The following is a 13684-nucleotide window of genomic DNA, read 5'->3' as shown; positions in this document are numbered from 1 at the left end:
ACAGGCTGCATGGCGCAAGCCGCAATCGAGTTGATCGGCATCAACAAGAGCTTTGGTGCGGTGCGCGCCAACCGGGACATCAATCTTGAGATCGGTCGCGGCACGATCCACGGCATTGTCGGCGAGAACGGAGCTGGCAAGTCGACGCTGATGTCGATCCTCTACGGCTTCTACCAGGCCGACAGCGGCGAAATCCGCGTTGGCGGCCAGCCGGCCTCGATCAAGACCCCCAATGACGCCATCGCGCTCGGCATCGGCATGGTGCATCAGCACTTCATGCTGGTCGACAACTTCACGGTGCTGGAGAACGTCATCCTCGGCGCCGAAAGCGATGCGCTCTTGAAGAAGAGCATCGCCAAGGCGCGCTCCGAACTGGAGCGGCTGGAGCGTGAATACGGGCTGGAAGTGGATCCCGATGCAATCATCGAGGAATTGCCGGTCGGCCTGCAGCAGCGGGTGGAGATCCTGAAGGCGCTCTATCGCGGCGCCGAGATCCTGATCCTCGACGAGCCGACGGGCGTGCTGACGCCGGCCGAGGCCGACCACTTGTTCCGCATCCTCGGGCAATTGAAAGACCAGGGCAAGACGGTGGTGCTGATCACCCACAAATTGCGCGAGATCATGGCCATCACCGACACCGTGTCGGTGATGCGCCAGGGCACGATGGTGGCGACGCGCGAAACCAGGAAGACGACTGTCGAGGAACTGGCCGAGCTGATGGTCGGGCGGCGCGTGCTCTTGCGGGTCGAGAAGGGCGAGGCCGAGGCCGGCGCCGTCAAGCTCGCTGTCAAGAACCTGACGGTGAAGGATACGCGCGGCGTAACCATGGTCGACGACATCTCCTTCGATATCAGGGCCGGCGAGATCGTCGGCATCGCCGGTGTCGCCGGCAACGGACAATCCGAACTGCTCGAGGCGATTTCCGGCATCAGGCGTGCGGTGTCCGGCTCGGTCATGCTCGACGGCAAGCCGATCGACCTGACCGGCGCCGCCGACCCGGGCGAACTGCGCGACCGCGGCCTGGCCCATGTGCCGGAGGACCGCCATCACGTCGGGCTGGTGCTGGCCTTCGAGGAGAACGAGAATTCGATCCTCGGCTATCACGATGATCCCCGTTATTTGAAGGGGCCGTTCCTCAACATCGATGCCATCCGCAACGATGCCAGGGACAAGATCGCCAAATACGATATCCGGCCGGCCGACTGCCGGCTGAAGACCGCCAATTTCTCCGGCGGCAACCAGCAGAAGATCGTGCTGGCGCGGGAGATGGAACAGGACCCTGGTGTTCTGATCGTTGGCCAGCCGACACGCGGCGTCGATGTCGGCGCCATCGAATTCATCCACAAGCGCCTGATCGCCATGCGCGACCAGGGCAAGGCGGTGCTGGTGGTGTCGGTCGAGCTGGACGAGATCCGTTCGCTGTCCGACCGTATCCTGGTGATGTTTGCGGGCCGCATCGTCGGCGAACGCGGCCCCGAAGCGACCGAGGGCGAGCTCGGCCTGCTGATGGCTGGCATCGAGCACCAGGAGGCAGCACTTTGAGCGCGCCCTACGCCAAACTGCCGGCCTGGGCCGACTATGGCCTGATCCCGCTGATCAATCTGTTCGTCGCCTTCGTCGTCGCCGGCTTCGTCGTGCTTCTGGTCGGCGAGAATCCGCTGCGCGCAGCCGTCATCCTGGTCGAGGGCGCCTTCGGCAAAGGCACAGGCATCGCCTTCACCCTCTTTTATGCGACCACCTTCATCTTCACCGGGCTTTCGGTGGCGGTGGCCGCGCATTGCGGCCTGTTCAACATCGGCACCGAAGGGCAGGCCTACATCGCCGGCCTCGGCATCGCCATCGTCTGCCTGAGCTTCGACAGCACACTGCCATGGTGGCTGACCTTCCCGCTGGCGATCATTGCTGCGGCGACGGTCGGCGCATTGTGGGCGCTCATCCCGGCCTATCTGCAGGCCAAGCGTGGCTCGCACATCGTCATCACCACCATCATGTTCAACTTCATCGCCGCCTCGATCATGGTTTACCTGCTGGTCGGCCCGTTGAAGCCAGCCGCCTCGCAAGCGCCGCAGACGCGTAACTTCCTCGCCGGCGCGGAATTGCCCAAGCTCAACTGGATCATCGAGCTGTTCGGCGCCAAGATCCGTTCGGCGCCGCTCAATGTCACCTTCCTGCTGGCGCTGGTCATGGCCTTCCTGGTCTGGCTGCTGATCTGGCGCACCAAGCTCGGCTATGAAATGCGCACCTACGGTCACAGCCCGAAAGCGGCACGCTATGCCGGCATCTCCGAAACCCGCATCATCATCACCGCCATGATGATCTCGGGCGGGCTGGCCGGCATGATGGCACTCAATCCGGTGATGGGCGATCAGCACAATGTCGCCATCGACTTCGTTTCCGGCGCCGGCTTCGTCGGCATCGCCGTGGCGCTGATGGGCCGCCTGCACCCTGTCGGCATCGTGCTGGCGGCGATCCTGTTCGGCATGCTCTACCAGGGCGGCGCCGAACTCGCCTTCGAGATGCCGGCGATCAGCCGCGACATGATCGTCATCATTCAAGGCCTGGTGATCCTGTTTGCCGGTGCCCTCGAGCACATGTTCCGGCCCTACATCCAGGCGCTGTTCGCCTCGTTCAGTCCGCGATCGATGGGCATGGAAGCGGTCAAGGGGAAAGGTGCCTGAGATGGATGTGTTCAACGCGATCATCCAGACACTGGACTCCACCATCCGCCTTTCGGTGCCGCTGCTGCTTGCCTGCCTCGCCGGCCTCTATTCGGAACGCGCCGGCATCTTCGACATCGGTCTCGAAGGCAAGATGCTGGTCGGCGCCTTCGCCGGTGCGGCCGCCGCTTCCGTGTTCCATTCGGCCTTTCTCGGCCTCGGCATGGCGATCCTGATCTCGGTCGCCTTTGCCATGATCCACGGTTTTGCCTCGATCACCCATCGCGGCAACCAGATCGTCTCCGGCGTGGCGATCAATTTCATCGCCGCCGGCTCGACCATCATCCTCGGCCAGGCCTGGTTCCAGCAGGGCGGGCGCACGCCGGCGCTGCAACCGGGCGAGCGCTTCGAGGCCATCACCTTGCCGGGCGCCGAGGCCATCCGCGGCGTTCCGATCATCGGACCGATCTATGCCGAGCTCCTGTCGGGCCACTCGATCCTGGTCTATCTTGCCTTCCTGATGGTGCCGTTCACCTGGTGGGTGCTGTTTCGCACCCGTTTTGGCCTCAGGCTGCGCGCCGTAGGCGAGAACCCGGCCGCCGTCGATACTGCCGGCATATCGGTCGCCTGGCTGCGCTACAGGGCGCTGATCTGCACCGGCATCCTCACCGGCATTGCCGGCGCCTACCTGTCGATGGTGCAAAATGGCGGCTTCGTGAAGGACATGACCGCCGGCAAGGGCTATATCGCGCTGGCAGCCTTGATCTTTGCCAAGTGGAAGCCGGTCAACGCCATGTTCGCCTGCCTTCTGTTCGGCTTCCTGGACGCGGCGTCGATCCGCCTGCAGGGATCACCGCTGCCCATCATCGGCAAGGTGCCGGCGCAGTTCATGCAGGCGCTGCCCTACATCCTCACCGTCATCCTGCTCGCCGGCTTCATCGGCAAGGCAATCCCGCCACGTGCCGGCGGCGTGCCTTATGTCAAGGAACGTTGAGCGGCAGGTCGGCTTTGCGCCGGGTTTTGAACACGATCATCGGAGAGAACACCTGAATGTCGCATGATCTGTTCGAGGCCGCCAAGGCCGCCATGGCCAGGGCCTACGCGCCCTATTCTAAGTTTCCGGTCGGCGCTGCCTTGCGCACCGAGGACGGGCGCGTCTTTACCGGCGCCAACATCGAAGTCGCCTCCTATCCGGAAGGCTGGTGCGCCGAGACCACGGCGCTCGGCCACTACATCATGGGCGGCGGCGGCAAGATCGTGGAAATCGCCGTCATCGCCGAACGCATGGCGAAATGCTCGCCTTGCGGCGGCTGCCGGCAGCGGCTGGCCGAATTCTGCCGGCCGGAAACAAAGCTCTATCTCTGCGACAATGCAGGTGTGGCCGAGACCGTGACCATGGGCGACATGCTGCCTTACGGCTTCCGCGGCGATATTTTGAAATGAACAACGGGCTCAAATGAACAGCTGGCAGCGATGACGGAAAAAGCCCTGGATCATATCGTCGAAAGGCTGGACGGCTTGGCGCCCGCCACGGCACTGGTGCTCGGTTCGGGCCTCGGCGGTCTGGTCGACCAGATCGAGGGCCCGATCCGCATCTCCTATGCCGACCTGCCCGGTTTTCCCAGAAGCGGTGTCACCGGACATGCCGGCGAGGTGGTGGCGGGGCTGTTTGCCGGCGCGCCGGTGCTGATGCTGTCGGGCCGCGCCCATTACTACGAGCACGGCGTTGCCGCGGCGATGCGGCCGGTGCTGGAAGTGCTTGCCGGCATCGGCATCACGAAACTGATCCTCACCAATGCCGCCGGTTCGGTCGATCCGGACATGCCGCCGGGCTCGGTGATGCTGATATCGGACCACATCAATTTCTCGGGCACCAATCCGCTGATCGGCGAACCAAGCGACCGGCGTTTCGTCGGCCTGACTGAAGCCTATGATGCCGGCATCCGCCAGGCCATCGAGCGGGCGGCAAATGCGACCGGCACCACCCTGTACAAGGGCGTCTATATGTGGTTCTCCGGCCCATGCTTCGAAACGCCGGCCGAGATCCGCATGGCGCGCATCATGGGCGCCAATGCGGTCGGCATGTCGACCGTACCGGAGGTCATTCTCGCCCGCTTCCTAGGACTGCGCGTCGCCGCCTGTTCGGTCATCACCAATTTGGCGGCCGGCATGACCGGGGCCGAGCTATCGCACCAGGAGACCAAGGACATGGCACCGGTCGGCGGCGCGCGGCTGGCGACGATCCTGCAGCGCGTGTTCCACGACGGACTGCTGGAGACCTGATGCTTCCCCAGGAAATCATCCGCCGCAAGCGCGATGGCCTCAGGCTGTCGGAAGAGGAGATCGCCGGCTTCGTCGCGGGCGTGACGTCGGGCGCCGTCACCGATGGCCAGGCCGGCGCCTTCGCCATGGCGGTGTTCTTCAACGGCATGAACCGCGACGAGGCCGTGGCGCTCACGCTGGCGATGCGCGATTCCGGCGACGTGCTCGACTGGTCGGACCTGCCCGGCCCGGTCACCGACAAGCATTCGACCGGCGGCGTCGGCGACAATGTCTCGCTGATGCTGGCGCCGATCCTCGCCGCCTGCGGCGCCTATGTACCGATGATCTCGGGCCGCGGCCTTGGCCACACCGGCGGCACGCTGGACAAGATGGATGCCATCCCCGGCTACATCAGCCAGCCCGACGTCGCGCTGTTTCGCAAGGCGGTGCTCGAAACAGGCTGTGCCATCATCGGCCAGACCGCCGACCTCGCGCCCGCCGATCGACGGCTCTACGCGATCCGCGATGTCTCCGGCACGGTCGAATCGGTGCCGCTGATCACCGCTTCGATCCTGTCGAAGAAGCTGGCGGCCGGGCTGCAATCGCTGGTGCTCGACGTCAAGGTCGGCAACGGCGCCTTCATGGAAAAATCGCGCGACGCCACCGCACTCGCCAACAGCCTGGTTGAGATCGCCAACGGCGCCGGACTAAAGGCTTCGGCGTTGATCACCGGCATGAACGAGCCCTTGGCGTCGGCCGCCGGCAACGCCGTCGAGGTGCGCAACGCCGTTGATTTCCTCACCGGCCGGTATCGTGACCGTCGGCTCGAGGACGTGACGCTGGCGCTGGCCGCCGAAATGCTGCAGTCGGCCGGGCTGGTGTCGTCCAACCAGGATGGCATGCGGCGCGCCACCGAGACACTCGCCAGCGGCCGCGCCGCCGCCACCTTCGCACGCATGGTGGTCGCGCTTGGCGGCCCCGCCGATTTCATCGAGAAGCCGGAAAAGTATCTGCCGGCGGCGGCGATCGAATTTGCCGTCAAGGCGACCGTAAACGGCTTCGTCACCGGCATCGCCACCCGCGATATCGGGCTCGCCGTGGTCGGCCTAGGAGGTGGACGCACGCGGCCGGACGACAAGATCGACCCCGCGGTCGGCATCACCAGGCTGTTGCCGGTCGGTGCGGAGGTTGGGGTCGGCGAGCCGCTGGCGCTGATCCATGCCCGCTCATCGGCCGATGCCGAGGCCGCTGCGGCTACCGTGCTTTCGGCCTATACGGTCGGCGCCTCGAAGCCGCCCGCCGACAAGTCGGTCATCCGGCGGATTCTGCCGCGCGGCTGAAGCAATTCCAGGAAAAGTGTGGACCGGTTTTCCCGGGAAAGCGCATGGCGCTTTCCCTTGGAAATTGCGGAAAACGAATAGCCTTACTGGACGAGCAGCAGCGTGCCGTTCTCGACCTGGTATTTGTCGAGCCGGTTGAGAAAGCTCATGCCGATCAGATTGGTGCGCAGCGCCCTGTCGTCGAGCACGATGGTCTGGACGTCATTGACCGTGATGTTGCCGATCTGCAGGCGGTCGATCATGGCCACGGCCGCCTTGATGGTGCCGTTGGCCGTGTTGACCTCGTGGCTGAAGTCCGAAGCATTCAGCGACAAGCCGATTCGGCGTGCCGTCGACATGTTGATGGCGACCAGCGTGGCGCCGGTGTCGATCATGCCGTCGACCTGGCGTCCGTTGAGCTTGAAAGCCGATGAGAAATGTCCGCGCTCGTCTGCCGCGACGACCACCTTGCGGCCCATCGGCAGCGGTGCCGCGGGCTTGTTGGGCACCGATGCCAGATTGACGTCTGGTTGGGCTTCGACCGCCCGTTTGCCCGGCACCGCCGATCTCAGCAGATTTTCGACGAGTTGCGGATTGGACTGATACACAATCGGTATCGATGCCGATGAACCGGCGAAAACGGCGAGGATGAGAAGTTTGCGCAGCATGGATCGGCCTCGCCGCATGACCCCCGGAAATCGGGATCGATTTTCGGAAAGGCTCACGCGCAAATCAAAGTGCTACAGCGTCCTTTGCGCGTCCGAAATGGACGCGCGGCGCCGTAGTGACAGCCGATCGTTAGACCCGGATGGTGTTTGCCGCTTTAACGCGCGCCAAAACCGCGCCTTTGCGTAAACATTTGGTAAATCGTACCAGGTTGCCTGGTATTACTTGGTCCCGTACATGCGGTCGCCGGCGTCGCCGAGGCCGGGCATAATGTAGCCCTTCTCGTTGAGCTGGCGGTCGATCGAAGCGGTGAAGACGGGAACGTCCGGATGCGCCTTGAGAAAGCGTTCGATGCCTTCGGGCGCCGCCAGCAGGCAAAGGAAACGGATGTTGGTGGCGCCGCGCTCTTTCAGCTTGTCGATCGCCGCGATCGCCGAATTGGCGGTGGCCAGCATCGGATCGACGACGATCACCAGCCGGTCGGCGAGATCGCTCGGCGCCTTGAAGAAATATTCGACCGCTTCCAGCGTTTCGTGATCGCGGTAGAGACCGACATGGGCGACGCGGGCCGCCGGAACCAGGTCGAGCAGGCCTTCCAGCAAGCCGTTGCCGGCGCGCAGCACGGAGGCAAAGACCAGCTTCTTGCCCTCAAGCGTCGGCGCTTCCATGGTTTCCATCGGCGTCTCGATGGTCGTCGTCGTCAGTTCGAGGTTGCGGGTGACCTCGTATCCGAGCAGCAGCGAGATTTCGCGCAGCAGCCGGCGAAAGCCGGCCGTCGAGGTTTCCTTCTTGCGCATGATGGTCAGCTTGTGCTGGACAAGCGGGTGGTCGACGACGGTGACGCCCTGCATGGTGTTCTCCTGATGCCTGCGCCCGAAAATGCGCGCATGGCCCTTTCGGACGCGCCGCGCTTCAAGCTGCCTGAGCGAACCCTAGCGGCAATGCGCCGGTCAAGGAACCGCTTGGCCCGCACCGACCACAGCTTTGTCGGCGGAAATCAGCGTGCCGCGCTGTTCAACCGGGCAAGAAGCGCGGTCTTCGTCTTTCTATCGACGAAAGCGGCTTCGATGGCGGTGCGGGTGACGGCGGCCAGCGCCTTTTCGTTCATCGAGAAATGCTCGGCGGCAATGTCGTATTCCCGCTTCAGCGAGGTCCAGAAATAGGGCGGATCGTCGGAATTGAGCGTCACCTTGCAGCCGGCCGCCTGCAGGGCCGGAAATGGATGATCGGCGAAACTGTCGAACACCTTGAGCGCGATGTTGGAACCGGGGCAGCATTCCAGCACGACGCCCTCGTCGGCGATGCGCCGGACGAGGTCCGGGTTCTCGATGGCGCGCACGCCATGGCCGATGCGGGACGGACGGATATGATCGAGCGCCGCCTGGACGGTCTCCCAGCCCGTCAATTCGCCGGCGTGGATGGTGATGCCGAGCCCGGCCTCGCGGGCGATCTCGAAAGCCCTGACATAGTCCTCCATATCGCCGATGCGCTCATCGCCGGCGACACCGAAACCGGTGACCAGCGGATGCCCGCAGCGCGCCGCAAAGCGCGCCGCCTGCTCGATCGACTCGACGCCGACATGGCGCACGCCGGTGACGATCATGCGGCCCTCGATGCCGGTCTTGGCCTTGGCGCGGGCCATGCCTTCGCCGAGCGCATCGGTATAGGCCTTGGGCGACAGGCCGGCCTTTTTCGCGTGGTCCGGCGAGGTGAACACCTCGGAATAGATGGCGCCGTCGCGAGCGAGACTGGTCAGATAATGGTCGGCCAGCCGCGCATAGTCCTCCTCGGTCCGGAACAGATCGGCGGAAAAATCATAAGCCGCCAGGAAGGAGGTGAAGTCATGCCAGACGAAGGAACCGTTCTGGATATAGGGCGAGGTGTCCTTGCCGTATTTCTGCGCCTGGCGGATGACGAGTTCGGGCGCCGCTGCCCCTTCGATGTGGCAGTGCAGTTCCGCTTTCAAAGGCATTCAACCATCCCGTCGGTCCGTCCAGGTCTCGAAAACCCGCCACCTGGAAGCGCGGCTGAACACCGCGCCTTAAACAATAGCGCCCGCACCATCGATCGGCTATGGTCCCGCCGGTTTTATGACGGATCAAAAAAATGTCAGTTGAGAGAACCACGGCCGCGGGCGGCATGGAAACCTCCTATGGTTTCAAGCGTGTAGGGGCTGGCGACAAGCAGTCCCTGGTCAACGATGTTTTCCACAAGGTCGCCAACCGCTACGACCTGATGAACGATCTGATGTCGGCCGGCCTGCACCGGCTGTGGAAGGACGCCATGGTCACCTGGCTCAATCCTCCCAAAAGGATCGGCTGGCGCGTGCTGGACGTTGCCGGCGGCACCGGCGACATCGCCTTCCGCATCGTCGATGCCAGCCACGGCAATGCCCATGCCACCGTGCTCGACATCAATGGCTCGATGCTGGCTGTCGGCCGCGACCGGGCCGAAAAGAAGGGCCTGTCCGGCAACACCGATTTCGTCGAGGCCAATGCCGAGGAACTGCCCTTTGCCGATGCCACATTCGACGCTTACACCATCGCTTTCGGCATCCGCAACGTGCCGCGCATCGAGGTGGCCTTGGGCGAAGCGTTTCGCGTGCTGAAGCCCGGCGGGCGCTTCCTGTGCCTAGAGTTTTCCGAGGTCGAGATGCCGCTTCTCGACAAGGCCTACGAAGCCTGGTCGTTCAACGCCATTCCAAAGATCGGCAAGATGGTCACTGGCGACGGCGAACCCTATTCCTATCTGGTCGAATCGATCGCCAGGTTTCCCAATCAGCAGAATTTCGCGACGATGATTTCCCGCGCCGGCTTCGACCGCGTTTCCTTCCGCAACTATTCCGGCGGTATTGCAGCACTTCATTCGGGCTGGAAGCTTTGAGGCCGGGCCGCATTTCTCACAACCGACGCGTGCTATGCCGGTTCAAAGAGCCGGCAGGATTGGCGCTGCCATGAGCAATGTCAGTGCAGGATTCCGGCTCGTAAGGGCCGGCTGGGTGCTGGTCCGCGAGGGTGTCGTCGCCGCTCTGCCGGGTGAGGAACTGTCCGGCCTGCCGAAGTTCGGATGGCGGATGGCGCGGCTGTTCACCCGCCGCCGCGCGCTGGCCTATGAGCGCAGCGACCGGCTGGCCAAGGCGGTCGTCCGGCTCGGTCCATCTTATGTAAAGCTCGGCCAGTTCCTGGCGACACGGCCCGACGTCGTCGGCAACGACATGGCGCTCGATCTCGCCACGTTGCAGGACAAGATGCACACCTTCCCCAGGGCCGAGGCCATCGCGGCGGTCGAGGCTTCGCTCGGGCGCAAGGTCGGCGATCTCTATACGCAATTCGGCGACCCGGTCGCCGCCGCCTCCATCGCCCAGGTCCATGCCGCCGACGCTCTCCATGACGGCATTGCCACCAAGGTGGCGGTCAAGGTGATCCGGCCCGGCGTGCGCCGCCGTTTCTTCCAGGATCTCGAAAGCTATTTCCTCGCCGCTCGCCTGCAGGAGAAATACATCCCCTCGTCCCGCCGGCTGCGGCCAGTCGAGGTCACCCAGACGCTGGCGCAGACCACCAAGATCGAGATGGATCTTCGCCTCGAGGCGGCGGCTCTCTCGGAACTCGGCGAAAGCACCAGGGACGACCCCGGCTTTCGCGTGCCGTCCGTCGACTGGGAGCGCACCGGCCGCGACGTCTTGACCATGGAATGGGTCGACGGCGTCAAGATGAACGACATTGCCGGCCTGGAAGCCGCCGGCCACGATCTGAAGGCGATCGCAGCCAACCTCATTCAGTCCTTCCTGCGCCACACGCTGCGCGACGGCTTCTTCCATGCCGACATGCATCCGGGCAATTTGTTCGTCGAGGCAAACGGCACCATCGTTGCCGTCGACCTTGGCATTGCCGGCAGGCTCGGCAAGAAGGAGCGCCGCTTTCTCGCCGAAATTCTCTACGGCTTCATCACGCGCGACTATCTGCGTGTCGCCGAGGTCCATTTCGAGGCCGGCTATGTGCCGCGCCAGCACAATGTCGCAGCCTTCGCGCAGGCGATCCGGGCGATCGGGGAGCCGATCCATGGCCAGCCGGCCGAGACCATCTCGATGGCCAAGCTTCTGACGCTGCTGTTCGAGGTCACCGAACTCTTCGACATGGCGACGCGGCCCGAATTGATCCTGTTGCAGAAGACCATGGTGGTGGTCGAGGGCGTGGCGCGCACGCTCGACCCGGCCTTCAACATGTGGAAGACGGCCGAGCCGGTGGTCGGCGACTGGATATCAGGCAATCTTGGGCCGCGTGGCATGATGATCGATGCGCGTGACGGCGCCCGGGCGCTGCTCACCCTGGCCCGCCAGATTCCCGAGCTTGCGGCGCGCACCGACCGGCTGTCGCGCGAGATCGACCTGATGGCCGAGCACGGCCTGCGCTTCGACGAGACCACCGCCGACGCCATCGGCAAGGCCGAGGCGCGCTACAGCCGCTCCGGCCGCTGGGCACTCTGGGTAATTGCGCTGACGCTGGTCTATATCGCCTGGAAGATCATCTGAGTGCAGGCAATGACAGCAATGCTGTCATTGCCGTCGGAAATCGAGATCGCTATATTCTACGCAGGAGTGTGCATATGGCGAGGATTACCGTCCGCAATCTGGAAGACCATGTCATGCGGCGGCTACGCGAGCGCGGCGCCGCGCGGGGCGTTTCCATGGAGCAGGAAGCGCGGGACGTGCTCGCCGCATCCGTTGGGCTGCCGACCACAAAAGGGTTCGACCGAACGGGTTTGGCATCTGGGGAAAAACCCAAGGATCAATCAATCGCAAGAATGCAGGAATAGCCATGGGCACCCTGACGATCCGCAATCTCGACGAGGATTTGAAGCAAAGGCTGCGCGAGCAGGCCGCCAGACATGGCGTGTCAATGGAGCAGGAGGCAAGAACCCTGTTGTTGAAGGATGTAGCGGCAGTCAACAAGCACGACGACGATGTCGTCACGGCAGAGGAAATCCTCGAATTCGGTCGACGATTGCGAAAAGTGGACTTCGATCAGAAAAAACTAACGGATGAGCTCTGGTCCTTCATCGAGGAGGACTGACTGTGGTGATCGACACCTCCGCGATTTTGGCCATCCTCAAGCAGGAGCCTGATGCACCGGTGATAGCCCAGCGCCTCGCCGGAAATCAGCTGATGTTTATGAGCGCCGCGACCCTGATGGAATGTGGCACGGTCGTCGTCGGACGTTATGGGGCGGCCGGCACAGCTGAGTTGAGAGGCCTTCTAGAAAGACTGAAAGTCACGATCGTCGCTCTCACTGCCGAACATGCACAGGCCGGCATTGAAGCCTATGCCCTCTATGGCCGCGGCACTGGCCATCCCGCCAAACTCAACATGGGCGACTGTTTTTCCTACGCCCTCGCCAGGACGCGAAACCTGCCGCTGCTTTTCAAGGGCAATGATTTCATCCATACCGATATCGAACCGGCGCTGAAGCCGGCATGACACTCGATAAGAACTGGTCTTGGGCATGAGCCTCTCCGGCAAGCGCATCCTGCTCATCATCGGCGGCGGCATCGCCGCCTACAAGGCGTTGGATCTCATCCGCCGGCTGCGCGAGCGCGGGGCCGCGGTTCGGGTGGTCATGACATCGGCCGCGCAGGAATTCATCACCACGCTGTCGGCCGGCGCGCTCTCCGCCGACCATGTCTTTACCGAACTGTTCGACCGCCAGGACGAGCACGATGTCGGCCACATCAGGCTGTCGCGAGAGGCCGATCTGCTGGTGGTGGCGCCCGCCACCGCCGACCTGATGGCCAAGCTCGCCAATGGCCACGCCAACGATCTGGCCTCCACCGTGCTCATCGCCACCGACAAGCCGGTGTTGATGGCGCCGGCCATGAACCCCAGAATGTGGGCGCATCCGGCTACCCGCCGCAACCGCGCGACGCTGCAGAAGGACCGCGTCACTTTCGTCGGTCCGGCCAGGGGCGAGATGGCCGAAAGCAATGAAGCGGGCGAAGGCCGCATGGCCGAGCCGCTGGAGATCGTCGCCGCGATCGAGGCACTGCTCGACGTCGGCCCGAAGCCGCTGTCGGGGCGCAGGATCATCGTCACCTCCGGCCCCACGCATGAGCCGATCGACCCGGTGCGCTACATCGCCAACCGTTCGTCCGGCAAGCAGGGCCATGCCATAGCGGCGGCACTGGCCAGGCTCGGCGCCGATGTGCGCCTCGTTTCCGGCCCAGTCGATATTGCCGATCCGGCTGGCGTGAAGACCATCCATGTCGAACGTGCGCAAGAGATGCGCGACGCGGTGGAACAGCTCCTGCCTGCCGACGCGGCGGTGTTCGTCGCCGCCGTTGCCGACTGGCGAACCGAGAATTCAGCCGGTGAGAAGATCAAAAAGGTCGCCGGCGAAGGGCCGCCGGTGCTGCGCATGGTCGAAAATCCCGACATTCTCGCCGGCGTCGGCCATCACAGCCAGCGACCCGGCCTGGTTATCGGCTTCGCCGCCGAGACGCAGGATCTCCTGCGCAACGCCGAGGCCAAACTCAAGAAAAAAGGCGCCGATCTCATCGTCGCCAACGACGTGTCGCAGGGAAGCGGCGTCGGTTCTTCGGGCGTGATGGGCGGCGATCGCAACCGGGTGCGGATCGTGTCAAAGGCTGGCGTCGAGGAATGGCCGGAGATGAGCAAGGACGATGTGGCGGCGCGGCTCGCCGCCTTGATCGCCGAAAGGCTTAAAACCATCATCGTTTGAACCGACGCAGAGACGTTCTGAGGCAGTGACGCACTGCCCTGCCGCGAGA

At 63.9% G+C, this 13684-nt stretch carries 15 protein-coding genes; 12 read left to right on the top strand and 3 right to left on the bottom strand.

The genetic code is table 11. The features are described from left to right. Positions 1-9 precede the first annotated feature (9 nt). From NP945_RS01955 to deoA, 6 genes are read left to right on the top strand one after another with little or no spacing between them, the layout of a single operon-like run. Positions 10-1542, top strand: coding sequence for an ABC transporter ATP-binding protein (locus tag NP945_RS01955; protein ID WP_127328351.1), 1533 nt, complete (start codon positions 10-12; stop codon positions 1540-1542). Then, positions 1539-2678 (top strand): ABC transporter permease, encoded by a 1140-nt coding sequence (locus tag NP945_RS01950; protein WP_256745431.1) that lies wholly within the window; start codon positions 1539-1541, stop codon positions 2676-2678. The genes NP945_RS01955 and NP945_RS01950 overlap by 4 nt, the downstream gene beginning before the upstream one ends. A 1-nt stretch (position 2679) precedes the next feature. Next, positions 2680-3651 carry an ABC transporter permease gene (locus NP945_RS01945; RefSeq protein ID WP_127266924.1) on the top strand — a complete coding sequence of 324 codons (972 nt, stop codon included), beginning with the start codon at positions 2680-2682 and terminating at the stop codon, positions 3649-3651. 56 nt (positions 3652-3707) lie between these two features. Next, positions 3708-4100 carry a cytidine deaminase gene (gene cdd, locus NP945_RS01940; RefSeq protein ID WP_023812575.1) on the top strand — a complete coding sequence of 131 codons (393 nt, stop codon included), beginning with the start codon at positions 3708-3710 and terminating at the stop codon, positions 4098-4100. 30 nt (positions 4101-4130) lie between these two features. Then, entirely contained in the window at positions 4131-4940 is an 810-nt protein-coding gene (locus NP945_RS01935) for a purine-nucleoside phosphorylase (RefSeq protein WP_256745430.1), read from the top strand. Continuing rightward, the gene (gene deoA, locus NP945_RS01930) at positions 4940-6259 is read left to right on the top strand and encodes a thymidine phosphorylase (protein WP_256745429.1); all 1320 of its coding nucleotides are present in this window, start codon (positions 4940-4942) and stop codon (positions 6257-6259) included. The genes NP945_RS01935 and deoA overlap by 1 nt, the downstream gene beginning before the upstream one ends. An 83-nt stretch (positions 6260-6342) precedes the next feature. On the opposite strand, the gene NP945_RS01925 is transcribed toward deoA, so the two are convergent. From NP945_RS01925 to NP945_RS01915, 3 genes are all read right to left on the bottom strand, one after another. Beyond that, positions 6343-6906 carry a TIGR02281 family clan AA aspartic protease gene (locus NP945_RS01925; RefSeq protein WP_256745428.1) on the bottom strand — a complete coding sequence of 188 codons (564 nt, stop codon included), beginning with the start codon at positions 6904-6906 and terminating at the stop codon, positions 6343-6345. A gap of 219 nt (positions 6907-7125) precedes the next feature. Beyond that, positions 7126-7755, bottom strand: coding sequence for a uracil phosphoribosyltransferase (upp, locus tag NP945_RS01920; RefSeq protein WP_127266929.1), 630 nt, complete (start codon positions 7753-7755; stop codon positions 7126-7128). Positions 7756-7901: 146 nt separating this feature from the next. After that, on the bottom strand, positions 7902-8876 hold the full coding sequence (locus NP945_RS01915) for an adenosine deaminase (protein ID WP_127266930.1): 975 nt from the start codon (positions 8874-8876) through the stop codon (positions 7902-7904). A 134-nt stretch (positions 8877-9010) separates the two neighbouring features. Between NP945_RS01915 and ubiE the strand changes: the two genes are divergently transcribed. The 6 genes from ubiE to coaBC all read left to right on the top strand — a co-directional run bounded on the left by ubiE (position 9011) and on the right by coaBC (position 13635). Continuing rightward, positions 9011-9787 carry a bifunctional demethylmenaquinone methyltransferase/2-methoxy-6-polyprenyl-1,4-benzoquinol methylase UbiE gene (gene ubiE / locus NP945_RS01910; RefSeq protein WP_127266931.1) on the top strand — a complete coding sequence of 259 codons (777 nt, stop codon included), beginning with the start codon at positions 9011-9013 and terminating at the stop codon, positions 9785-9787. A 70-nt stretch (positions 9788-9857) separates the two neighbouring features. Next, entirely contained in the window at positions 9858-11432 is a 1575-nt protein-coding gene (gene ubiB, locus NP945_RS01905; RefSeq protein ID WP_127379938.1) for a 2-polyprenylphenol 6-hydroxylase, read from the top strand. Positions 11433-11506: 74 nt separating this feature from the next. After that, positions 11507-11716, top strand: a complete 210-nt coding sequence (locus NP945_RS31930; protein ID WP_127270485.1) for a hypothetical protein — start codon at positions 11507-11509, stop codon at positions 11714-11716. Between the two features lie 2 nt (positions 11717-11718). Then, positions 11719-11973: a hypothetical protein gene (locus NP945_RS01900; protein WP_127270486.1), complete on the top strand. Its 255-nt coding sequence runs from the start codon at positions 11719-11721 to the stop codon at positions 11971-11973. Between the two features lie 2 nt (positions 11974-11975). Next, positions 11976-12377: a type II toxin-antitoxin system VapC family toxin gene (locus NP945_RS01895; RefSeq protein ID WP_127270488.1), complete on the top strand. Its 402-nt coding sequence runs from the start codon at positions 11976-11978 to the stop codon at positions 12375-12377. A 25-nt stretch (positions 12378-12402) separates the two neighbouring features. Further along, on the top strand, positions 12403-13635 hold the full coding sequence (gene coaBC / locus NP945_RS01890) for a bifunctional phosphopantothenoylcysteine decarboxylase/phosphopantothenate--cysteine ligase CoaBC (protein ID WP_127809333.1): 1233 nt from the start codon (positions 12403-12405) through the stop codon (positions 13633-13635). Positions 13636-13684: the final 49 nt, after the last annotated feature.

This window comes from Mesorhizobium sp. LMG17149, from assembly GCF_024518695.1.
In the GTDB taxonomy this organism is placed as follows: Bacteria; Pseudomonadota; Alphaproteobacteria; order Rhizobiales; family Rhizobiaceae; genus Mesorhizobium.
This window is presented reverse-complemented; position numbering and strand designations above follow the sequence as displayed.

Coding starts and splice junctions, on each gene's coding strand:
- NP945_RS01955 (WP_127328351.1), top strand. CDS start 10: ATGGCGCAAGCCGCAATCGAGTTGATCGGCATCAACAAGAGCTTTGGT.
- NP945_RS01945 (WP_127266924.1), top strand. CDS start 2,680: ATGGATGTGTTCAACGCGATCATCCAGACACTGGACTCCACCATCCGC.
- cdd (WP_023812575.1), top strand. CDS start 3,708: ATGTCGCATGATCTGTTCGAGGCCGCCAAGGCCGCCATGGCCAGGGCC.
- NP945_RS01935 (WP_256745430.1), top strand. CDS start 4,131: ATGACGGAAAAAGCCCTGGATCATATCGTCGAAAGGCTGGACGGCTTG.
- deoA (WP_256745429.1), top strand. CDS start 4,940: ATGCTTCCCCAGGAAATCATCCGCCGCAAGCGCGATGGCCTCAGGCTG.
- NP945_RS01925 (WP_256745428.1), bottom strand. CDS start 6,906: ATGCTGCGCAAACTTCTCATCCTCGCCGTTTTCGCCGGTTCATCGGCA.
- upp (WP_127266929.1), bottom strand. CDS start 7,755: ATGCAGGGCGTCACCGTCGTCGACCACCCGCTTGTCCAGCACAAGCTG.
- NP945_RS01915 (WP_127266930.1), bottom strand. CDS start 8,876: ATGCCTTTGAAAGCGGAACTGCACTGCCACATCGAAGGGGCAGCGGCG.
- ubiE (WP_127266931.1), top strand. CDS start 9,011: ATGTCAGTTGAGAGAACCACGGCCGCGGGCGGCATGGAAACCTCCTAT.
- ubiB (WP_127379938.1), top strand. CDS start 9,858: ATGAGCAATGTCAGTGCAGGATTCCGGCTCGTAAGGGCCGGCTGGGTG.
- NP945_RS31930 (WP_127270485.1), top strand. CDS start 11,507: ATGGCGAGGATTACCGTCCGCAATCTGGAAGACCATGTCATGCGGCGG.
- NP945_RS01900 (WP_127270486.1), top strand. CDS start 11,719: ATGGGCACCCTGACGATCCGCAATCTCGACGAGGATTTGAAGCAAAGG.
- coaBC (WP_127809333.1), top strand. CDS start 12,403: ATGAGCCTCTCCGGCAAGCGCATCCTGCTCATCATCGGCGGCGGCATC.